This window comes from Streptomyces sp. NPDC043867, assembly GCF_056435845.1.
This window is the reverse complement of sequence record NZ_JBWKDS010000021.1, coordinates 16,469-37,116: the sequence shown is the minus strand read 5'-3', so window position 1 is coordinate 37,116 and position 20,648 is coordinate 16,469. Positions and strand designations below refer to the sequence as shown.

Genomic DNA, 20,648 nt, shown 5'->3' with positions numbered 1-20,648 from the left:
GTGCGTGCCAGACCCCGCGACGCCGGCATGATCCAAACGACAGGCCCTAGGGGTGTGACCCGGCAGACCTTTCCGGTCACAGCACTGGGCGGTGCCGGCCCGGCAGAGGCCCACTGAGCGCAGGCCGTGCGCGGGCGGGCTGCCGGGCTCATCCTGGAAGCAGGGATTCCGGAGGTGATCGTGATGGCGCAGACCGCTGTCGGATGGCACGTCGAGCTGGAATTCGAGGAGGACTCCCACCGCACCCGCGCCGCCGCGCTGGTACGGCTCGCCGACGGGAGCGAGGTGCGGGCGCACGGGTACTCCAGCCGCCACCCCTCCGACGCCGACCAGCCGAGGGTGGGCGAGGAGGTGGCGGGCGCCAGGGCACTCAACGAACTGGCGATGAAGCTGCTGACCAAGGCGCACGACGAGATCGACGAGGCGTCGGGCCGCACGTCACACCCGCTGACGCCGTGACGCCGTGACGCCGTGACGCCGTGACGCCGTGACGCCGTGACGCCGTGAGGCGTTGGCCGGCGTGAGCCGACATGCGGTGACGCCATGAGCTGTTGGCCGTTGGCCGTTGGCCGTGACGGCGCGAGCCGAGATGCGTGACGCCGTGACGTCACGAGCCGTGAGCCGTGACGCCGTGACGCCGTGATGCCGTGTCATGAGCCGTTGGCCGTGACGGCGTGAGCCGTGATGCCGTGTCACGAGCCGTGAGCCGTGAGTCGTGACGCCGTGTCGCCGTGTCCGTCACGCCCACGTCCACGCCCCACGTCCATGCTCTGACGGACACGGACCGCCGTGCGGATCCCGCCGGGGGCCGGTTCCCCGGCGGGCCGTGGGGTGCCCCGCGGCCCTAACCCAGCTGCCGGTACCGGCCCTTGAAGTACGTCAGGGGGGCGCCGTCCGCGCTCGGGACCGACGCCGTCAGGACGCGGCCGATGACCAGCGTGTGGTCGCCCGCCGTCACTCGCTGCTCCGTGCGGCACTCCAGGGTCGCCAGGGCGCCGCCGACCAGCGGTGCTCCGGACTCCTTGCCGCGGAGGTACGGGAGGTCCTCGAAGAGCAGGCGGTCGCTGATCCGCCCCTTCATGGCGAAGCGGCCCGCGATCTGACGCTGGCTGTCGGAGAGCACGGAGACCGCCCAGTGCGGCTGCTCGGCGAGCAGGTCGTCCATGCGGGAGCCCTCCCGCAGGCCCACCATCACCAGCGGCGGGTCCAGGGAGACGGACATGAAGGAGGTCGCCGTCATGCCGACGTCCTCGCCGCCGGGCCCGTCCGGATCCAGCGCGGGCTCGTGGGCGGTCACCAGGACCACGCCCGCGGCCAGCCGGGACATGACGGCGCGGAACTCGTCGTTGCTCACCCCATCAGCATGCCCGTCGGCGTGCGGCGCGGCGGACGGGGGAGACACGGTGGTTACGGCAGCGGGAGTCTTCAGCACGGGAAAACGCTAGTCCCCGCCTCCGGCCCGCCGCATCGGACCCGGGGCCGACCCTGGGCCGACCCGGGTCCTAGGACCACCGGCCGACCCCGCCGCGCGCACCGGGGCGGACGACGGACCGCCGTCGCCGGTCGCATACGCTCACAGCCTGTACACAGATCTCGGATATGCGCGCAGTAAACGCACAGTGAAAATGCAGAAACCCCACTCAATTGCTCATGTTCTGCTGTGACTTGAGTCACAGGAGCCATATTTTGTTGACCCTGTGTACCGAGTGGGCAGCGCGCTGTGATTCAGTGGCGGGAACGATGTACGAAGCCACGGCTGAAGCTACCAAGCAGTAAGCCGAGTCACGCCGAAGAGAACCCTGGAGTTGCTGCGAGGTCTCGGGGGGAGGGCGCATGGAGACCGAGTCGGAGCCGTACGTCCGCCTTACGACCCTGCGGCAGCTGCACCAGGTGATGGCGGACATGAACACCGCCCGCAGCCTGGCCGACACGCTGCAGACCGTCGCCGACGGCGTGGTCAACGGCCTCGGCTACGAGCTGGCCTGCGTCAACCTGGTCCAGCCGGACGGCGACCTCGTGGTGGCCGCGCTCGCGGGCAACTCCGCCGCCGAGGCGCTCATCACCGGCAGGGTCGGCTCCCGCACCTCCTGGGACCGCCGGCTGAGCATGGGCGAGGCCTGGGGCGACCTGCGGTTCATACCCCACACCGAGGGCTGGGTCCTCGACGAGGACGACGTGCCGCAGTGGTACACGGACGGCCCGGCGCCCCGCTTCGAGGACGAGTGGCACCCCTCCGACCGCCTCTTCGCGCCGATGTACACCCCCGGCATCTCCGGCTCCCGCTGCGGCGAACTGATCGGCGTCCTGTCCGTGGACCGGCCGCGCAACGGCCGCCGGCCCGGCGCCTGGGGCCGCGAGGCCCTCCAGATGTACGCCTTCCAGGCCGCGATCGCGATCAGCAACGCCCGGCTGCGCGCCAACATGCAGCGCGCCCTGGTCCGCCTGGAGCGCGAGCAGCAGGCCCTGCGCGCCAGCGAGGAGAGCTTCCGCCAGGCCTTCGAGTACGCACCCTCCGGCATGGCCATCGCCGAGATGGGCGGCGACCAGCACGGCCGGATCCTGCGCACGAACGACGCCCTGTGCAGGCTCCTCGGCCGGCCCGCCTCCGCGATGCGCCGCTACTCCTTCTCCGACCTCGTCCACCCCGAGGACATCGGCACGCTGCTCAGGACCTCCGCCGAGGGCGGCCGGGCCGAGCTGCGCCTCGGCCGCCGCGACGGCACCTACGTGTGGGTCAGTCTGCGCAACTCCGTCGTCGCGGACGCCGCCGACGGCCCGCGCTTCCTGCTCACCCACGTCGAGGACATCGAGGAGCGCAAGCGCCGCGAGCTCCAGCTCGCCCACCGCGCCTCGCACGACTCGCTCACCGGCCTGCCGAACTCCGCAGAGCTGCGCTCCCGGCTCGGTTCCCGTCTCTGCCAGCGCCCGCAGTCCCTGCCGCCCGGCGCGGTCGCCTCGCTGGACGCGGCGTACGGGGCGTACCCGCCGGAGCACCCGGCCGCCTTCGACCAGGAGGCGCACGGCCACGGATTCGACTTCCGGCCGGAGCCGGGGCCCTACGACGGCTTCGACCACCACGTCCACACCATCGCGCCCGAGGGCGAGACCGACGACGGCACGAAGGGCCTCGCCGTGCTCTTCTGCGATCTCGACGGCTTCAAGTCGATCAACGACCGCTTCGGGCACAACGCGGGCGACGCGGTGCTCGTGGAGGTCGCCCGCCGGCTGACCAGCGTCGTGCGGGACGGGGACACGGTCGCCCGGCTCGGCGGTGACGAGTTCGTGGTCCTCGCCGACGGCCTCGGCCGGGCCGACGCCCAGGACCTCGCCGTACGGCTGCGGAACGCGATCATTCCGCCCATCAGGGTCGACGGCAGGGCCGTGCGGGTGGGTGCCAGCTTCGGCATCGGTTGGGCACACTGCGGCATGACGGCGGACGAGGTCTTGAAATCCGCTGACGAACGGATGTACGTAGAGAAACGGTCTCGTCCCAAACAGCATCGGCGTGCGGGATAACACGCAGGTCAGTGGATCGATGAGAACTGAGTCACCCGTTCGGGTCCCTCGGAGCGGGTAGGCTCGCCATTCACCCACGTACCGCACCCGCTGAGGAGACCAAGGGATGACGCCCGGCAACAACGGCGCGAGCACACCCGAGGACGACGACCCGTTCGGCTACCTGTACGCCGACGGCCAGGCCGCAGGCGCACAGCCGCCGAGCGGTGGCTACGGCTATCCAGGCTCCGTCAACAGGGTGCGCGCGGTGGGCGAGCGGCAGTACGGGCAGCAGCAGACCACGTACGGCCAGCAGGCCACGTACGGGCAGCAGGCGCCGACCGCGCAGTACGGCCGGCAGGTCCCGCAGCAGCAGGCGTACGGCCGGCCCGCCCCGCAGCACGGAGCACCCGAGACCGCCCCCGGCACCGTCACCACCAGCCGGACGCCCATGGTCGGCGGCGGCGGGGGCGGGCGGGGCCGGGGTCCCAACACCAGGGGCCTGCTGATCGGCGCGATCGCCGTGGTCGCCGCGGTCGTCGTCGGTATCGGTGTCGTGATGCTGGGTGGTGACTCGGACGACGACAAGGGCGACAACGCCGGCGGCGCGACCCCCACGGCCGCGCAGAGCGCCGAGCCCAGCAAGTCGGCCGGCCGGCCCGCGGAGGCCGAGGACGACCTGCCCGCGATCGACGCCAAGGCCCTCCACCTCGACGGCGCCACCACGGCGTCCGACGTCAAGGGCGCGAAGGCGGCCGGCGGCGTCTACGTCGCGAACTTCAACCAGGTCGGCGCCGCCGTCACGTGGAACGTGAGCGGCATCCCGAAGTCCGGCAAGTACACCGTCTACACCGGTTACAGCGTGCCGGGCAAGGACGCCACCGCCACCCTCACGATCAACGCCAAACCCCTGACCGCCCCGCTCGCCCTCAAGAACTGGGCACAGGCCCCGGCGGGGGACTACGAGAAGGGCTGGACGAAGACCTACAACTACGTCGAGCTCAACAAGGGCACCAACACCATCAAGATCTCCTGCGAGCAGGGCAACCAGTGCGACGCCCTCCTCGACCAGATGTGGCTGGCCGAGGGCTGGAAGAGCTAGGGCCTGTCGTTCGGATCAGGCTGGCTGTGACCGACGGTTCGTCCTGACCGACCCGAGCGGGGTCTGGCGCGTGCAGCTGCAAGGCGGAGGAGGGAGTCGACGCGGAGCGTCGGCGACCGACGACAACGCCGCAGATGTGCGTGCCAGACCCCGCGACGCCGGCATGATCCAAACGACAGACCCTAGGTCCTGCCGCGGCGCGGGTCGACACACCCGGGCCCGGCCTCCCGGGTCACGACCGGGCCGGGCTCACCCCAGCCGGGGACGAACCACCCATTCACCCCGGCGCAGCACGCCCCGCACCTCGAACTCCGCGTCCAGCACCACCAGGTCGGCGTCCTTGCCCGCCTCCAGGGAGCCCACCCTGTCGGCCACGCCGAGGAGCCTCGCGGGGTTGGCGGACAGGGCGGCGACGACGTCCTCGACGGGCAGCCGGTCCACGGTGACCGCCCGCTTGAAGGCGCGGTCCAGCGTGAGCGTGGAGCCCGCGATCGAGCCGCCCTCCACCAGGCGGGCGACGCCGTCCGCCACCTCCACCTCCAGCGGGCCGAGCATGTAGCGGCCGTCGCCGAAGCCGGCGGCGTCCATCGCGTCGGTGATGAACGCCACCCGGTCGGCGCCCGCGTGACGGAACGCCAGTTCCAAGGCGGCCGGGTGCAGATGGGTGCCGTCGTTGATCAGCTCGACGGTGATCCGCTCGTCCTCCAGGAGGGCGGCGATCGGCCCGGGGGAGCGGTGTCCGAGCGCGGGCATCGCGTTGAACAGGTGCGTCGCCACGGTGGCACCCGCGTCGATGGCCTCCCGGGTCTGCTCGTACGTCGCGTCGGTGTGGCCGATGGCCGCGATCACGCCGTGCTCGGCCAGCAGCCGTACGGAGTCGATGCCGCCGGGCAGTTCGGTGGCGAGCGTGACCATCCGGGCCCGGCCGCGCGCCGCGTCGAGCAGCTTGCGGACCTCGGCCGGGTCGGGGTCGCGCAGCAGTTCCTCGGAGTGGGCGCCCTTGCGGCAGGGGGAGATGAAGGGGCCCTCGAAGTGGATGCCCGCGATGTCGCCCTGTTCGGCCAGTTCGGAGAGCAGTCCGGCGCGCTGGGCGAGGCCGTCCATGTCGCCGGTGACGGTGGAGGCGACGAGGGTGGTCGTGCCGTGCAGCCGGTGGGTGTGGACGCCCTTGAGGACGTCCTCGACGGTTCCCGAGGTGAAGGACGCGCCGCCGCCGCCGTGGTTGTGCATGTCGACGAAGCCGGGGACCAGCCAGTGGCCCGTGAGGTCGAGCCGCTCCGCGTCCCCGGGGACGCCGGTCGGCTCCGTCCCGGGGGGACCCCCGCCGGCGATCCGTGCGCCGTCGACGACCAGGTGGCCGCCGTCCACGATCCCGGTGGGCAGGACCACCCGGGCGCCGGCGAGAACCTTGCTAGGGGCCATCAGGTGGTTACCTCCGAGCGGACGGTGATGTCGGTTTCGAGTAGATCCCAGGCCAGCAGTCCGGCGCCCAGACATCCGGCCGTGTCGCCGAGAGCCGCGGGGACGAGGGACGGCAGCTGCTGGAAGGTGACGCGCTCCGCGACGGCGGCGCGCAGCGGGGCGAACAGGGTGTCCCCGGCCTCGGCGAGCCCGCCTCCGATGATCACGGTGCGCGGGTCCAGCAGGGTCAGCGCGGTGACGAGCCCGTCGGCGAGCGCGTCGACGGCGTCGCGCCAGACGCGTACGGCCCGCTCGTCCCCGTCCTGAACGGCCCGCGCGCAGTCCGCCGCGTCGGCGTCCGGGTCGCCGGACGCGAGGGCCCAGGCCTCGCTGACGGCCGCCGCGGAGGCGTAGCGCTCCAGGCAGCCGCGCTGTCCGCACGGGCACGGGGTTCCCCCCGGCCGTACGACGATGTGGCCGATCTCCCCGGCGAAGCCGTGCGCGCCCGCCTCGACCGTGCCGTCGATGCCGATCGCGCCGGCGATGCCGGTGCCGAGCGGTACGAACAGGAAACGGTCGGCGCCCCGGCCCGCGCCGATCCGGCCCTCGGCGAGTCCGCCTGTGCGCACGTCGTGGCCGAGGGCGACCGGTGTCCCGGCCAGCCGTTCGCCGAGCATCCGGCGCAGCGGGAGGTCGCGCCAGCCGAGGTTGGCCGAGTAGACCGCGACGCCCCGCGCGGAGTCGACGATGCCGGGGACGGCGACGCCGGCCGCCGCGGCGGCTTCGCCGAACTGCCGCTCACCGTAGGCCAGCAGCTCGGCGGCGAAGTCGAGGATCGTCCCGACGACGGCGTCGCTGCCGCGCTCGCGGCCGGTCGCCCGGCGGGCCTGGTGGAGCAGCTCGCCGCCGGCCCCCACGAGGGCGGCCTTCATCCCGGTGCCGCCCACGTCGAGGGCGATGACATGTCTCACGGGGGACAGTGTCGCCCCTTACCCCAGGAGAGGTCTAGTCCACTCACGTGGTGTAGACCTTGTATCCGAACTTTGGGACAACAGGACTAGACAACAGGGTTGGGGACGAGCGGTGCAGCGGCGTAGGACAGGACTGATCGCGGTGGTGTCCGCACTGGGCATGACAGCGGCGCTCACGGGCTGCGGCGGCTCGGCCGGCTCCGACGACGTGACCCTGCGACTGGTCGCAGCTGACTACGGCGACTCCGCGGCCACCAGCTCCAAGAAGTACTGGGACGATCTGGCCGCGAGCTTCGAGGCCGAGCACCCCGGCATCCACGTCGAGGTCGACGTCTACTCCTGGAACGACGTCGACCGCAAGGTCAGGGACCTGGTCGACGCCGGCCAGGCCCCCGACCTCGCCCAGATCGGCGCGTACGCCGACTACGCGGCCGAGGGCGAGCTGTACGAGGCCGACGACCTGCTGTCCATAACCACCCAGGCCGACTTCGTCTCCCGGCTCAGCGACGCGGGCGAGATGCGGCGGGTGCAGTACGGCATGCCGTTCGCCGCCTCCACGCGGCTCCTTTTCTACAACAAGACGCTGTTCTCCGAGGCGGGCCTCACCCCGCCGAAGACCTGGAGTGAGCTCGCGGCCGACGCCAGGGTGCTCAAGTCCAAGGGCGTCGAGATCCCCTACGCGCTGCCGCTCGGCCCCGAGGAGGCGCAGGCGGAGACCATGCAGTGGCTGCTGAGCGGGGGCGGCGGCTACACCCAGGACGTCGGCACGTACTCCCTCGACTCGGCGGAGAACGTCAGGACCTTCGACTGGCTGAAGAACGAACTGGTCGGCAAGGGGCTCACCGGACCGACCGCGCCCGCGAAACTCAACCGCGCCGACGCCTTCGCCGCCTTCGCCCGCGGCGAGGTCGGCATGCTCAACGGGCACCCGACGCTGATGAAGACCGCCGCCGCGAAGGGCGTCAAGTTCGGCATGGTGCCCATGCCCGGCGCCGAGGGCAGGAGCCGGACCACGATGGGCGTCGCCGACTGGATGATGGCCTTCAAGAAGAACGGCCACCGCGAGCAGGCCGGCGAGTTCCTCGACTACGTCTACAGCACGAAGAACGTGCTGGCCTTCTCCCGCCGGTACGACCTGCTGCCGGTGACCACCTCCGCGTCCGCGGTGATGGCCGAGGACCCGGAGGACAAGGATCTCGCGCCCTTCCTGGAGGAACTCCCCTCCGCGGAGCTCTACCCGGTCGGCGAGACCAGCTGGGCCGGCGTCAGCGCCTCCGTCAAGCAGGACATCGGCAAGGCCGTCGGCCCCACCGGCCGCCCGTCCGCCGTCCTGGGCGAACTCCAGCGCCGGGCCGTCATCGCGGAGAGCGCGGAGTAGCGGAGCGGGGCCGGGCGGACGGGCGCTGTCGGTGGTGGGGGTTACCGTGGCCGGCATGGAGCAGCTCACCCCCCAGGAGCGGGCCGTCCTCGCCACCGAGCGCAGGAACTGGCCCGGTCCCGGCGCCAAGGAGCGGGCGATACGCGAACAGCTCGGTCTCGTGCCGGTCAGGTACTACCAGCTGCTCAACGCCCTGCTCGACGACCCGCGGGCGCTCGCCCACGACCCGGTGACGGTCAACCGGCTCCGCCGTGTCCGCGAGGCCCGCCGCGCGGAACGCTGAGTCCGCCCGGGGCACCCGGCGCAAAGTGACAGGCGTGCGTCCCGCCCCGCGCGGATAGGGTCGTCCCATGGGCAGCAACGCGGACTTCACGGACTCCTTGCCGACCCCGGCGACCACGGCCGGGCGCGAGGGACTCGACGCCATCCTGCGACGGCCCGGCCGGGCCGTGATCGCACTCGACTTCGACGGGACGCTCGCCCCGATCGTCCCCGACCCCGAACAGGCCCGGGCCCACCCCGGCGCCGTCCCCGCCCTCGCGGCCCTCGCGCCCGAGGTGGCGTCGGTGGCGGTCGTCACCGGCCGCCCGGCGGGCGTCGCGGTCCGCCACGGCGGCTTCGCGGGCGTCCCCGGCCTGGAGCACCTGGTGGTCCTCGGGCACTACGGCGCCGAGCGCTGGGACGCGGTGAGCGGCACGGTCAGCGCGCCCGCGCCGCACCCCGGAGTGGCCGCCGTCCGGGCCGAACTGCCCGGCTTCCTGGACGAGATCGGCGCCTGGCAGGGCACCTGGATCGAGGAGAAGGGCCGCGCCGTCGCCGTGCACACGCGCCGCGCGGCGGACCCGCAGGCCGCCTTCGAGACCCTGCGCGGCCCCCTCGGGGAGCTCGCCGCCCGGCACGGCCTGATCGTCGAACCGGGCCGGATGGTCCTGGAGCTGCGGCCACCGGGCGTGGACAAGGGCGTCGCCCTCACGGAGTACGTGCGCGAGAGCGGCGCCGAGGCCGTCCTCTACGCCGGCGACGACCTGGGCGACCTGCCCGCGTTCGCCGCCGTCGACAAGCTCCGCTCCGACGGGGTGCCGGGCCTGCTCGTGTTCAGCGGCAACGCGGAGGTCGCCGAACTCGCCGAACGCGCCGACCTGGTCGTCGACGGCCCGGCCGGGGTCGTCCACCTCCTCACGACCCTGGCGAACCGACTCACTTGAACGCACACCGGCACCGGTTCCGGTGTCGGTACGGGTACCGGTACCCGTACCGACACCGGAGGGGGGGGGGGGGGGGGGGGGGGGGGGGGGGGGGGGGGGGGGGGGGGGGGGGGGGGGGGGGGGGGGGGGGGGAGGGGGGGGGGCAAGAGCGAACCCCCCCCCCCCCCCCCCCCCCCCCCCCCCCCCCCCCCCCCCCCCCCCCCCCCACGCCGGGTCAGGCCTGGAGGGCGTGCAACTGGTCCAGGAACCACCGGGCCGGCGGCAGCGCGGTCGCCGCGGCGGCCAGCCGCTTCGAGCGCGTGGCGCGCTCGTCGGCCGGCATCGTCAGCGCCTCGTGCAGCGCGCGTGCGGTGCCCACCACGTCGTACGGGTTCACCGTGATCGCGTCCTCGCCGAGCTCCTCGTGCGCCCCCGCCTCCCGGGAGAGCACCAGGACGCACCCACCGTCGGAGACGACCGGCACCTCCTTGGCCACCAGGTTCATACCGTCCCGGATCGGGTTGACCAGCGCCACGTCCGCCAGCCGGTACGCGGCCAGGGAGCGGGCGAAGTCGTCCTGGACGTGCAGCACGACCGGGGTCCAGCCGGGCGTCCCGTACCGCGAGTTGATCGTGTCGGCGACGCGCTGCACCTCGGCCGTGTAGTCCCGGTAGACGGCCAGGTCCTGGCGGGACGGGTAGGCGAAGGCGACGTGCACCACCCGCTCGCGCCACTCGGGGCGCTCCTCCAGCAGCTGCTCGTACGCCCGCAGGCCCCGCACGATGTTCTTCGACAGCTCGGTGCGGTCGACCCGTACGACCGTCCGGCGCGGGCCGCCCTCGGGGGACGTGCCGATCTGCTCCCGCAGCGCCGCCATCCGGTCGTCGACGTCCGCCTCGTGCGAGCGCGCGCGCAGGAAGTCCGCGTCCGCGCCCAGGCCGTGCACCCCGACCCGGGTGCCGCCGAGACCGCCGGCCAGGTCCTCGCAGCACGCGGTGAACGCGTCCGCCCAGCGACGGGTGAGGAAGCCCAGCCGGTCCGCGCCGAGCATCCCGCGCAGCACCTGCTGCGCGATGTCGTCGGGCAGCATCCGGAAGTAGTCGACCGGCGCCCACGGCGTGTGCGAGAAGTGCCCGATGCGCAGGTCGGGCCGCAGCTCACGGAGCATCCCGGGCACCAGCGTCAGGTGGTAGTCCTGCACGAGGACCGAGGCCCCCGTCGCCGCCGCCGAGGCCAGCGCGTCGGCGAAGGCCCGGTTGTACGTCTCGTACGACGCCCACTGGCGCCGGAACTCCGCGTCGAAGGCCGGCTCGAGCGGGGTCTGGTACAGCATGTGGTGGACGAACCACAGCACCGAGTTCGCGATGCCGTTGTACGCGTCCGTGTGCACCTGGGCGTCGATGTCGAGCATCCGCACGCCGTCCTCGCCGACGCCCCGCCGCACCGCCTCGCGGTCCCCGTCGCCGAGGGCCGCGCACACCCACAGGGCGCCCGCGTCCGGCCCGATCGCCGACAGTCCCGAGACCAGCCCGCCCCCGCCGCGCCGGGCGTGGAGCGAGCCGTCCTCGCGCAGCTCGTAGGAGACCGGGCCGCGGTTGGACGCGACAAGGATCTGGTGGTCACCGTGCGTGGAAGCCATAGACCTCAACCTAGCCCGGCTCGGAAACGCTCAAACGTACGGGCGGGCACCGCCTCGCCCTCGGCCGCCGGAGCACGTCATCCGGCGGCACTCGGCGGCACGCGGCGGTACCCGGTGTCCGGGCTCAGGCCACTCTGCGTGAGCGGTACTCGGCCAGCTCCGCCATCGGGGGCCGCTCCTGCGTGTCCACGGAGTGGGTGCGCGGCACGAAGCCGTCCTCGCCCCGCTCGAACTGGGTGAGGGCCGGGCGGACGAGGTGCCCGCGGGCGAGCCGGAGCTGGGCGGTGCGGTAGATCGCCGCCGCCATCCGGCCGAGTGCCTGCCCGTCCTGGTGGCGGTGCCTGCGCACCCCGACGTCGACCTGGGCGAGCGCGTCGAGACCCACCAGGTGCAGCGCGTCCACCAGCATGCCCAGCTCCACCCCGTACCCGACGGGGAACGGCAGCCGCTCCAGCAGGGACCGGCGCGCCGCGTACTCGCCGCCCAGCGGCTGGACGAAGCCCGCGAGCTGCGGCCAGTGCATGTTCAGGAGCGGACGCGCCATGAGCTCGGTCACCCGGCCGCCCTGGCCCGCGGCGGTTCTGCCGGAGGCGGACCCGTCGGACACGGTCAGCGGCCGGTCGTACATGGCCTTGACGAGGGCCACGCCCGGGTCGGTGAGCAGCGGGCCCACGATCCCCGTGACGAAGTCGGAGGAGAACTCGCGCAGGTCCGCGTCGACGAAGCAGACGATGTCCCCGCTCGTCACCAGCAGGGACCGCCACAGGACCTCGCCCTTGCCGGGGACGGGCGGGAGCCGCGGCAGGATGTCGTCCCGGTGCACCACGCGGGCGCCCGCCGCGGCGGCCACCTCGGAGGTGCGGTCGGACGAGCCCGAGTCGACGACGACGATCTCGTCGACGAGCGGGACCCGCAGCATCAGGTCGCGGCGGACGGCCGCGACTATCGCGCCGACGGTCTCCTCCTCGTTCAGGGCGGGCAGCACGACGCTGACCGTCGACCCCGTGGCGCGTTTGGCGGCCGTCAGCTGGTGGAGCGGACGGTCGGTCACGGACCAGGAGCGGGTGCTCAGCCAGCGCTCGACTTCTTCCAGCACGGTCCGGGCTCCTCACTGTCCGACCACACGCCCCGCCGGGGTGTGATCCATCTCGCGGTTCGGACGACTATCTCAACTGTCCTGGCCTTCGGTTACAGTCTTGAACAACGCGGATGACCATCGCATGTCCTGGCTCGGTCCCCGCGTCGCGACCAACAACTGAACACCGCTCATCCAGAGGGGCAGAGGGATACGGCCCGTTGAAGCCCCGGCAACCCTCCAGCCGGTCTCGTCCTGATCATCGCCGATCAGCGTCGCGAGGCTCCCGGCTAGGGAAGGTGCCAAATCCGTCTCACGGCGAAGTGCGCCGTGAGGAAGATGAGGAGAAAGGGCCTCGCCTCCATGGCTGCGCAGACAGTTGCAAGCACCACCGATTCTTCCACCGCCGCGGACTCCGTCGATCTCGGCCCCGCCGCGGCCCTCTCCTGCCGCGAATGCGGACACCGCGTGCCGCTCGGCCCGGTCTTCGCCTGCGAGGAGTGTTTCGGCCCGCTGGAGATCGCCTACGACTTCTCGGCGTACGACACCGAGGAACTCCGCAAGCGCATCGAAGCGGGCCCCGCGAACATCTGGCGCTACGCGCCGCTGCTGCCCGTCCCCGCGGACGTCGCCGACAAGCCGAACATCAACCCGGGCTGGACCAAGCTCGTGCGGGCCGACAACCTCGCGCGCGAACTGGGCGTCGACCCCGGCAAGCTCTTCGTCAAGGACGACTCGGGCAACCCGACGCACTCCTTCAAGGACCGCGTCGTCGCGCAGGCCCTGGAGGCCGCCCGCGCCTTCGGCTTCACCACGCTCTCCTGCTCCTCCACCGGCAACCTGGCGGGTGCCGTCGGCGCCGCCGCCGCCCGCGCCGGCTTCCGCTCCTGCGTGTTCATCCCGCACGACCTGGAGCAGGGCAAGATCGTCATGGCCGCGATCTACGGCGGCGAGCTCGTCGGCATCGAGGGCAACTACGACGACGTCAACCGCTTCTGCTCCGAGCTCATCGGCGACCCGGCAGGCGAGGGCTGGGGCTTCGTCAACGTCAACCTGCGGCCGTACTACGCGGAGGGCTCGAAGACCCTCGCGTACGAGATCTGCGAGCAGCTCGGCTGGCGGCTGCCGGACCAGCTGGTCGTGCCGATCGCCTCGGGCTCCCAGCTCACGAAGATCGACAAGGGGCTGCAGGAGCTGATCAGGCTCGGCCTCGTCGAGGACCGGCCGTACAGGATCTTCGGCGCCCAGGCCGAGGGCTGCTCGCCGGTGTCCGTGGCCTACAAGGCGGGACACGACGTCGTACGGCCGCAGAAGCCGAACACGATCGCCAAGTCCCTCGCCATCGGCAACCCGGCCGACGGGCCGTACGTCCTCGACATCGCGCGCCGGACCGGCGGTGCGGTGGAGGATGTCGACGACGAGCAGGTCGTCGACGCGATCAAGCTGCTGGCGCGGACGGAGGGCATCTTCGCCGAGACGGCGGGCGGCGTGACCGTGGGGGTCACGAAGAAGCTGATCGAGAGCGGCGTCCTGGACCCGACCCTGACGACGGTCGTCCTCAACACCGGTGACGGCCTCAAGACCCTCGACGCGGTGGCCGGCACCGGTCTGACCGCGACCATCCGCCCGAACCTGGACTCCTTCCGAGAGGCTGGCCTCGCATCATGAGCGTCAACGTTCGCATCCCCACCATCCTGCGCACCTACACGGGTGGCAAGGCCGAGGTCCCGGCGGAGGGCGCGACCCTCGCCGAGGTCATCTCGGACCTGGAGAAGAACCACACGGGCATCGCCGCGCGCGTCCTGGACGACCAGGGCAAGCTGCGCCGCTTCGTCAACGTGTACGTGGACGACGACGACGTGCGTTTCGAGCAGGGCCTCCAGACGGCGACGCCGGACGGCGCGGGCGTCTCGATCATCCCGGCCGTGGCCGGCGGCTGCTGACAACCAGGCTTCGAAAACCGGCTGTTCCCCCGGATTGCCCTCTCCGCAAGAGAAACGGAGGGGGCAATTCTGCATGGTTGAGCACGGTACAGTTGGGGAAGCTGCCGCGCTTTCCATGCCGGGCGCATATGAACGTTGATCCGGTGTCGGACAAGAAGCAGCCAATGTGCCCGGCTATTTCAAGCCTTTCATGGCGCTTACGTGGCCCGACTTGCCCTGAACGTGTGCGAGTCCTCCACATATTGCCGATCATGCGTGCCCGGATTTCTCGTCCGACTGACCTGTTGCAGACGGCAGTTGGACAGATACATTCAGCCGCGGTCGACGCGTTCCGGCGCACACCCCCAACCGTTGGGGGGTGAGGTCTGACCCGGATCCGCGAAGTGCGGATCTGTGCAAGGGCCAGTAATAGGGGAGTTAGGCATGGCTCAGGGCACCGTCAAGTGGTTCAACGCGGAGAAGGGGTACGGCTTCATCGCGGTCGACGGTGGTGCGGACGTCTTCGTGCACTACAGCGCGATTCAGATGGACGGCTACCGCACCCTTGAAGAGGGTCAGCGAGTGGAGTTCGAGATCTCGCAGGGCCAGAAGGGTCCGCAGGCGGACATGGTCAAACTCGCCGTCTGATCTCGGCGCGATCGGCCACCGACGCACGTATTCACTCACGTCGAGGGGCCCGTATCCCATCAGGGGTACGGGCCCCTCGGGCGTTCCCCGGCCCGGCCGGGGCGAGGTCCGCGGCGGGGCCTGCGGGAGGCCGGGACGGGTGCCGCGGCGGGGCGTGCGGGCGCGTGGGAGTGCTTCCGTCGGGGTCCGCGCGCCCCCTGGAAGGGGCTCACTGCGGGGGAGCGTCTTGCACTCTCGGGGGTCGAGTGCTAATCATTGGCGTTAGCACTCTGAAGGTGAGAGTGACAACGAAGGACCGGGTCGGCGAGGCCCGCAGGCCATGTGGGGCAAGGAACCACGAGGCAGGCAGGCCGTCCGTCGCGGGCGCCAGCGCGGTCCGGAGCAATCCACCCCAGTCCGGGAGGACCACTTCACATGGCCAAGATCATCGCGTTCGACGAGGAGGCACGGCGCGGTCTCGAGCGCGGGATGAACCAGCTCGCCGACGCCGTCAAGGTCACCCTTGGTCCCAAGGGTCGCAACGTCGTCCTCGAGAAGAAGTGGGGCGCCCCCACGATCACCAACGATGGTGTTTCCATCGCCAAGGAGATCGAGCTCGAGGACCCGTACGAAAAGATCGGCGCCGAGCTGGTCAAGGAAGTCGCGAAGAAGACGGACGACGTGGCCGGTGACGGCACGACGACCGCGACCGTCCTGGCCCAGGCGCTGGTCCGCGAGGGCCTGCGCAACGTCGCCGCCGGCGCCAACCCGATGGCTCTGAAGCGCGGTATCGAGAAGGCCGTCGAGGCCGTCTCCGGTGCCCTGCTGGAGCAGGCGAAGGATGTCGAGACCAAGGAGCAGATCGCTTCGACGGCCTCCATCTCCGCCGCCGACACCCAGATCGGCGAGCTCATCGCCGAGGCGATGGACAAGGTCGGCAAGGAAGGCGTCATCACGGTCGAGGAGTCCCAGACCTTCGGTCTGGAGCTCGAGCTCACCGAGGGCATGCGCTTCGACAAGGGCTACATCTCGGCGTACTTCGCCACCGACATGGAGCGTATGGAGGCCGTCCTCGACGACCCGTACATCCTGATCGCCAACTCGAAGATCAGCAACGTCAAGGACCTGCTGCCGCTCCTCGAGAAGGTCATGCAGTCGGGCAAGCCGCTGCTGATCATCGCCGAGGACGTCGAGGGCGAGGCCCTGTCGACCCTGGTCGTCAACAAGATCCGTGGCACCTTCAAGTCCGTCGCCGTCAAGGCCCCGGGCTTCGGTGACCGCCGCAAGGCCATGCTCGGCGACATCGCCATCCTCACGGGCGGCGAGGTCATCTCCGAGGAGGTCGGCCTCAAGCTGGAGAACGCGGGCATCGACCTGCTCGGCCGTGCCCGCAAGGTCGTCATCACCAAGGACGAGACCACGATCGTCGACGGCGCCGGCTCCGCCGACCAGGTCGCCGGCCGGGTCAACCAGATCCGCGCCGAGATCGAGAACTCCGACTCGGACTACGACCGCGAGAAGCTCCAGGAGCGTCTGGCGAAGCTGGCCGGCGGCGTGGCCGTCATCAAGGCCGGTGCCGCCACCGAGGTCGAGCTCAAGGAGCGCAAGCACCGCATCGAGGACGCCGTTCGCAACGCGAAGGCGGCCGTCGAGGAGGGCATCGTCGCCGGTGGTGGCGTGGCCCTGCTGCAGGCCTCCTCGGTCTTCGAGAAGCTGGAGCTGACGGGTGACGAGGCGACCGGCGCGAACGCCGTGAAGCTCGCCCTGGAGGCCCCGCTCAAGCAGATCGCCGTCAACGGCGGTCTCGAGGGCGGCGTCATCGTCGAGAAGGTCCGCAACCTGCCCGTCGGCCACGGCCTGAACGCCGCGACCGGTGAGTACGTGGACATGATCGCCGAGGGCATCATCGACCCGGCGAAGGTCACGCGCTCTGCCCTGCAGAACGCCGCGTCCATCGCCGCGCTGTTCCTCACCACCGAGGCCGTCATCGCCGACAAGCCCGAGAAGGCCGCCGCAGGCGGCGCCCCGGGTGGCATGCCGGGCGGTGACATGGACTTCTGATCCTCGCGGATCAGGCTCGTCCTTTCCGAGGGCGGCACCCCTTTTACGGGGGTGCCGCCCTCGGGCGTTTTCGGGGTCGGAGGCCGTTCCGTGGCCGGGATCACACCGAGGTGGGCCAGGGACCCGGAATGCCATGACGGGCGGGGCCGTTACCGGGAGGGTGGGTCGATGCACGTGCACATACCCACCGGAATGCCCCCGTCCTGACCTGCCGTCCAGAGGAGCCCCCACGTGAGCGCCGATTCCGCGTCCCGCGCAGCCGAGATCCTGTCCCGTCCCGTGTCCCTGAACGGTCTGACCGTCCCGAACCGGATCGTGATGGCACCGATGACCCGGCAGTTCTCGCCGGGCGGCGTCCCGGGGGAGGACGTGGTGGGCTACTACTCCCGGCGCGCCGCCGCGGGCGTGGGCCTCATCGTGACCGAGGGCACGTACGTCGGCCACGAGTCCGCGGGTCAGAGCGACAGCGTGCCGCGGTTCCACGGCGAGGAGCAGCTGGCCGGCTGGACGAAGGTCGCCGACGCCGTGCACGCGGCGGGCGGCACGATCGTGCCGCAGCTGTGGCACATCGGCATGGTGCGCCGGGCCGGTGAGCCGCCGTTCGCGGACGCCCCGCCGATGGGTCCCTCCGGCATCCACGCCGAGGGCGCCGAGCCCAAGGGCCGGGCCATGACCCAGCAGGACATCGACGACGTCGTCGAGGCGTTCGCGAAGGCCGCCGCGGAGGCGGAGCGCATCGGCTTCGACGGCGTGGAACTCCACGGCGCCCACGGTTACCTGCTCGACCAGTTCCTGTGGGCCGGCACCAACCGGCGCACCGACGCGTACGGCGGGGACCCGGTGGCCCGCGCGAAGTTCTCCGCGGAGATCGTGGCCGCGGTCCGCGCCGCCGTCTCGCCCGAGTTCCCGGTCCTCTTCCGCTACTCGCAGTGGAAGCAGCAGGACTACGACGCCCGGCTCGCCGAGACCCCGGAGGAGCTGGAGGCGATCCTCGCCCCGCTCGCGGCGGCCGGAGTCGACGCCTTCCACGCCTCCACGCGCCGCTACTGGGTGCCCGAGTTCGACGGCTCCGACCTCAACCTCGCCGGCTGGACGAAGAAGCTCACCGGCAGGCCCGCCATCACCGTCGGCTCGGTCGGCCTGGACGGCGAGTTCCTCAAGGCCTTCCAGGGCGAGGGCTCCTCCGTCCGGGGCATCGACGACCTGCTCGACCGGCTGGAGCGCGACGAGTTCGACCTCGTCGCGATCGGCCGCGCGCTGCTCCAGGACCCGGAGTGGGCGGCGAAGGTCCTGGCCGGCCGCTTCGACGAGCTGAAGGCGTACGACGCGGCGGCGCTGGGCACCCTCAGCTGAGCCGGCGCCGGGCGCCCTCAGCTTTCCGGGGCTAGGGCCTGTCGTTTGGATCAGGCTGGCTGTGACCGACGCTTTGTCCTGACCGACCCGAGCGGGGTCTGGCGCGTGCAGCTGCAAGGCGGAGGAGGGAGTCGACGCGGAGCGTCGGCGACCGACGACAACGCCGCAGATGTGCGTGCCAGACCCCGCGACGCCGGCATGATCCAAACGACAGGCCCTAGTGCCCGGGTCGGCTTTCCGGGTCTTGCGCCCGGGTCGGCTGAGCCCGGGCTAGCGCCCGGGCACCCCGGTCACAGGTTTCCCATCGGCTCGATGTCGATCTTGACCGGGGTGCCCCAGATGCGCAGCACCTCGTAGTCGGTGAACTCGTGGACCAGGCGGTAGGCCATGCCGGGCCGGGGGGACCTGCGCTCGGCGGCGAGGTAGCGCTCGGCCTCGTGCCGGTCGCGGCGGGGAGTGCCGCAGAGCTGCCACGCCTGGCCGTTCCACACCTCGGGCAACCAGCGCTGCTGCGGCTCGGGCCGGTCGGCGCGGACGCCGTAGCGGGACTGCGTGCGGTCGGGGGACTCGCCGGGGCCGGTGGGGCGGCCGTGGGCGTAGGCGCCGTTGACCTCGGAGCGGCGGGCGGCGCGGCGCCGGGTCTCGCACAGCAGGCACAGGTCGACGGCGCCCTTGTCGACGGGGCCGGTCGGGTGCTCGGCGCAGCGCGTCGTCGGCACCGCCGTCGTGACCGTGTCCTCGAGCAGGTCCAGGGCCCGCTTCAGATCGGCCTTGACCTCGTGCAGCTTCGCGTCGGGACTGTCGGCGCCGAGGGCGTCGCCGTGCTCGCCGAGCAGGCGCAGGGCGCGGCCGAGAGCGGTCAGCTGTGCGTGGTTCATGGGCGTGCGGTGTCCCTCCCCGGGCGGAGTGCTGTCCTACGCAGAATCGCACACGCCGCCGAACCGGTGGTCCGGCCCGCGGCTCACCGCGGGGAGGCGGCCGCGGTCACCGCGGCGTCGTCGGGCCGCTCGACGGCGCCGAGCCCGAAGAAGTAGGTCGCGCCGAAGCCGACCAGATAGCCGGTGAGGAGGCCGCCCGCGTAGATCGCGGCGGTCAGGGTCAGGCTCCGGTTGCCGGACAGGAGCGGGAACAGGGCCCAGCCGGAGGGGCCGATGGCCGTCGAGCCGACCCGGTCGCCGAGCATCGAGAAGAACCCGACGAAGGCGCCGCCGGCCGCGCCGCCCGCGCAGGCGGTCACGAACGGCCGGCCGAGGGGCAGCGAGACGCCGTAGACGAGCGGCTCGCCCACGCCCAGCAGGCCCGCCGGGAGCGCCGACCTGATCGTGGTGCGCAGCGTCCGGTCATGGCGCAGCCGGACGTAGACCGCGAGGGCCGCGCCGACCTGGCCCGCGCCCGCCATCGCGAGGATGGGCAGCAGGACGGTGTAGCCCTGCTGGTCGATGAGGGTGGTGTGGATGGGGATCAGCGCCTGGTGCAGGCCGAGCATGACCAGCGGCAGGAACAGGCCGCCCAGGACCAGCCCGGCGAAGGCGCCGGTGCGGCCGAGCAGCCAGTCGGCCGCGGTGCCGATCGCCGAGGAGACCTCTCCGGCCGCGTACATCAGGCCGTAGATCGTGACCAGGCCGGCCACGAGCACGGTGACGGTCGGGGTCAGCAGGACATCGAGGGCGTCCGGGACCCGGCCGCGGCACCACTTCTCGACGTACGTCGCGAGCAGGGCCGCGGCCAGCGCTCCGAGGACGCCGCCCTGGCCCGGGGAGAGCGTCGTGCCGAAGACCGTCACCTTCGCGACTCCCGCGTGGACGACGATCGCGGCGGCCGCGCCGCCGAGGACCGGGGTGCCGCCGAACTCCTTCGCGGTGTTGAGGCCGACGAAGACGGCGAGCAGCGCCATGAAGCCGGAGGCGACGGCGGTGAGGGCGGGCGTGAGGGAGGCGAGCAGTCCCAGGTTCACCAGCAGGCCGTTGAGGCCCGCGATGATGCCGCAGCCGATCAGGGCCGGGATCAGCGGGACGAAGATGTTCGCGACGCGGCGCAGCAGGAGCCTGAGCGGAGTCGCGTTGCGCTCCCGCCGGGCGGCCCGCAGTGCCGCGCCCCGGCTCTCCAGGGTGCCGGCGGCCGTGACGCTCGCGGCGACGAGTGACTCGAACTCCGGGGTGACGCGGGCGACCGCGCCCGGGCCGAGCACGATCTGGTACGTGTCGTCGTCCACGACGCCCAGGACGGCGGGCAGTGCCCGCAGCGCGTCCTCCCGCACCAGGGTCCGGTCCCGCAGACCGAGACGCAGACGGGTCATGCAGTGGGCCACGGACGTGACGTTCGCCGCGCCCCCGACAAGGGGGAGGAGCGCGGCGGCGGTGGCGCGGGCGGTGGCTTCAGAGCTCATGCGGGGCCTTGCTGTGCGGGGGTGCGACGCCTGGCGCCCATGGTGCCGCCCGCA

At 72.0% G+C, this 20,648-nt stretch carries 18 protein-coding genes and 1 riboswitch; of the genes, 11 read left to right on the top strand and 7 right to left on the bottom strand.

The genetic code is table 11. The annotated features are described in order from the left end of the window. Positions 1-183 precede the first annotated feature (183 nt). Positions 184-459, top strand: coding sequence for a DUF1876 domain-containing protein (locus tag AC069T_RS21400; protein WP_476754661.1), 276 nt, complete (start codon positions 184-186; stop codon positions 457-459). Positions 460-844: 385 nt separating this feature from the next. Here AC069T_RS21400 and AC069T_RS21395 read toward each other — a convergent pair whose 3' ends face one another. Continuing rightward, positions 845-1,432 (bottom strand): flavin reductase family protein, encoded by a 588-nt coding sequence (locus AC069T_RS21395; RefSeq protein WP_478784262.1) that lies wholly within the window; start codon positions 1,430-1,432, stop codon positions 845-847. A gap of 401 nt (positions 1,433-1,833) precedes the next feature. Here AC069T_RS21395 and cdgB point away from each other — a divergent pair, with 401 nt between their 5' ends. Beyond that, positions 1,834-3,516 (top strand): diguanylate cyclase CdgB, encoded by a 1,683-nt coding sequence (gene cdgB, locus AC069T_RS21390; RefSeq protein WP_478784261.1) that lies wholly within the window; start codon positions 1,834-1,836, stop codon positions 3,514-3,516. A 106-nt stretch (positions 3,517-3,622) separates the two neighbouring features. Beyond that, on the top strand, positions 3,623-4,597 hold the full coding sequence (locus AC069T_RS21385; RefSeq protein ID WP_478784260.1) for a carbohydrate-binding protein: 975 nt from the start codon (positions 3,623-3,625) through the stop codon (positions 4,595-4,597). A 249-nt stretch (positions 4,598-4,846) separates the two neighbouring features. On the opposite strand, the gene nagA is transcribed toward AC069T_RS21385, so the two are convergent. Beyond that, positions 4,847-6,019 carry an N-acetylglucosamine-6-phosphate deacetylase gene (nagA, locus tag AC069T_RS21380; protein ID WP_478784259.1) on the bottom strand — a complete coding sequence of 391 codons (1,173 nt, stop codon included), beginning with the start codon at positions 6,017-6,019 and terminating at the stop codon, positions 4,847-4,849. Next, on the bottom strand, positions 6,019-6,969 hold the full coding sequence (locus tag AC069T_RS21375; protein ID WP_478784258.1) for an ROK family protein: 951 nt from the start codon (positions 6,967-6,969) through the stop codon (positions 6,019-6,021). The genes nagA and AC069T_RS21375 overlap by 1 nt, the downstream gene beginning before the upstream one ends. Before the next feature lie 112 nt (positions 6,970-7,081). Here AC069T_RS21375 and AC069T_RS21370 point away from each other — a divergent pair, with 112 nt between their 5' ends. The 3 genes from AC069T_RS21370 to otsB all read left to right on the top strand — a co-directional run bounded on the left by AC069T_RS21370 (position 7,082) and on the right by otsB (position 9,552). Continuing rightward, complete coding sequence (locus AC069T_RS21370) at positions 7,082-8,347, top strand: extracellular solute-binding protein (RefSeq protein WP_478784257.1); 1,266 nt, start codon at positions 7,082-7,084, stop codon at positions 8,345-8,347. Positions 8,348-8,402: 55 nt separating this feature from the next. Next, positions 8,403-8,630 (top strand): DUF3263 domain-containing protein, encoded by a 228-nt coding sequence (locus AC069T_RS21365; RefSeq protein WP_121404660.1) that lies wholly within the window; start codon positions 8,403-8,405, stop codon positions 8,628-8,630. A gap of 67 nt (positions 8,631-8,697) precedes the next feature. Beyond that, complete coding sequence (gene otsB, locus AC069T_RS21360; RefSeq protein ID WP_478784256.1) at positions 8,698-9,552, top strand: trehalose-phosphatase; 855 nt, start codon at positions 8,698-8,700, stop codon at positions 9,550-9,552. Positions 9,553-9,766: 214 nt separating this feature from the next. Here the strand turns inward: otsB and AC069T_RS21355 are convergent, their stop codons facing one another. Both AC069T_RS21355 and AC069T_RS21350 read right to left on the bottom strand, forming a co-directional pair. Beyond that, positions 9,767-11,170 (bottom strand): alpha,alpha-trehalose-phosphate synthase (UDP-forming), encoded by a 1,404-nt coding sequence (locus AC069T_RS21355; RefSeq protein ID WP_478784255.1) that lies wholly within the window; start codon positions 11,168-11,170, stop codon positions 9,767-9,769. Positions 11,171-11,294: 124 nt separating this feature from the next. Continuing rightward, positions 11,295-12,266: a glucosyl-3-phosphoglycerate synthase gene (locus tag AC069T_RS21350; RefSeq protein WP_478784254.1), complete on the bottom strand. Its 972-nt coding sequence runs from the start codon at positions 12,264-12,266 to the stop codon at positions 11,295-11,297. A gap of 167 nt (positions 12,267-12,433) precedes the next feature. Next, positions 12,434-12,591, top strand: a riboswitch (SAM riboswitch). A gap of 17 nt (positions 12,592-12,608) precedes the next feature. Between AC069T_RS21350 and thrC the strand changes: the two genes are divergently transcribed. The 5 genes from thrC to AC069T_RS21325 all read left to right on the top strand — a co-directional run bounded on the left by thrC (position 12,609) and on the right by AC069T_RS21325 (position 18,208). Continuing rightward, positions 12,609-13,913: a threonine synthase gene (gene thrC, locus AC069T_RS21345; RefSeq protein ID WP_478784253.1), complete on the top strand. Its 1,305-nt coding sequence runs from the start codon at positions 12,609-12,611 to the stop codon at positions 13,911-13,913. Then, entirely contained in the window at positions 13,910-14,188 is a 279-nt protein-coding gene (locus tag AC069T_RS21340) for a MoaD/ThiS family protein (RefSeq protein WP_478784252.1), read from the top strand. Before thrC ends, AC069T_RS21340 begins: the two co-directional genes overlap by 4 nt. A 423-nt stretch (positions 14,189-14,611) precedes the next feature. Beyond that, positions 14,612-14,815, top strand: a complete 204-nt coding sequence (locus tag AC069T_RS21335) for a cold-shock protein (protein ID WP_005315736.1) — start codon at positions 14,612-14,614, stop codon at positions 14,813-14,815. 414 nt (positions 14,816-15,229) lie between these two features. Next, positions 15,230-16,855, top strand: coding sequence for a chaperonin GroEL (gene groL, locus AC069T_RS21330; protein WP_355783845.1), 1,626 nt, complete (start codon positions 15,230-15,232; stop codon positions 16,853-16,855). A 231-nt stretch (positions 16,856-17,086) separates the two neighbouring features. Then, entirely contained in the window at positions 17,087-18,208 is a 1,122-nt protein-coding gene (locus AC069T_RS21325) for an NADH:flavin oxidoreductase (RefSeq protein ID WP_478784251.1), read from the top strand. A gap of 290 nt (positions 18,209-18,498) precedes the next feature. Here the strand turns inward: AC069T_RS21325 and AC069T_RS21320 are convergent, their stop codons facing one another. Continuing rightward, positions 18,499-19,086, bottom strand: a complete 588-nt coding sequence (locus AC069T_RS21320; protein ID WP_476754674.1) for a hypothetical protein — start codon at positions 19,084-19,086, stop codon at positions 18,499-18,501. Between the two features lie 83 nt (positions 19,087-19,169). Beyond that, the gene (locus AC069T_RS21315; protein WP_478784250.1) at positions 19,170-20,594 is read right to left on the bottom strand and encodes a PTS transporter subunit EIIC; all 1,425 of its coding nucleotides are present in this window, start codon (positions 20,592-20,594) and stop codon (positions 19,170-19,172) included. Positions 20,595-20,648: the final 54 nt, after the last annotated feature.

What these genes read in the sequence shown, in the direction of transcription:
- AC069T_RS21400 (WP_476754661.1), top strand. Translation starts at nt 184, where the DNA reads ATGGCGCAGACCGCTGTCGGATGGCACGTCGAGCTGGAATTCGAGGAG.
- cdgB (WP_478784261.1), top strand. Translation starts at nt 1,834, where the DNA reads ATGGAGACCGAGTCGGAGCCGTACGTCCGCCTTACGACCCTGCGGCAG.
- AC069T_RS21385 (WP_478784260.1), top strand. Translation starts at nt 3,623, where the DNA reads ATGACGCCCGGCAACAACGGCGCGAGCACACCCGAGGACGACGACCCG.
- nagA (WP_478784259.1), bottom strand. Translation starts at nt 6,019, where the DNA reads ATGGCCCCTAGCAAGGTTCTCGCCGGCGCCCGGGTGGTCCTGCCCACC.
- AC069T_RS21365 (WP_121404660.1), top strand. Translation starts at nt 8,403, where the DNA reads ATGGAGCAGCTCACCCCCCAGGAGCGGGCCGTCCTCGCCACCGAGCGC.
- otsB (WP_478784256.1), top strand. Translation starts at nt 8,698, where the DNA reads ATGGGCAGCAACGCGGACTTCACGGACTCCTTGCCGACCCCGGCGACC.
- AC069T_RS21355 (WP_478784255.1), bottom strand. Translation starts at nt 11,170, where the DNA reads ATGGCTTCCACGCACGGTGACCACCAGATCCTTGTCGCGTCCAACCGC.
- thrC (WP_478784253.1), top strand. Translation starts at nt 12,609, where the DNA reads ATGGCTGCGCAGACAGTTGCAAGCACCACCGATTCTTCCACCGCCGCG.
- AC069T_RS21340 (WP_478784252.1), top strand. Translation starts at nt 13,910, where the DNA reads ATGAGCGTCAACGTTCGCATCCCCACCATCCTGCGCACCTACACGGGT.
- AC069T_RS21335 (WP_005315736.1), top strand. Translation starts at nt 14,612, where the DNA reads ATGGCTCAGGGCACCGTCAAGTGGTTCAACGCGGAGAAGGGGTACGGC.
- groL (WP_355783845.1), top strand. Translation starts at nt 15,230, where the DNA reads ATGGCCAAGATCATCGCGTTCGACGAGGAGGCACGGCGCGGTCTCGAG.
- AC069T_RS21320 (WP_476754674.1), bottom strand. Translation starts at nt 19,086, where the DNA reads ATGAACCACGCACAGCTGACCGCTCTCGGCCGCGCCCTGCGCCTGCTC.
- AC069T_RS21315 (WP_478784250.1), bottom strand. Translation starts at nt 20,594, where the DNA reads ATGAGCTCTGAAGCCACCGCCCGCGCCACCGCCGCCGCGCTCCTCCCC.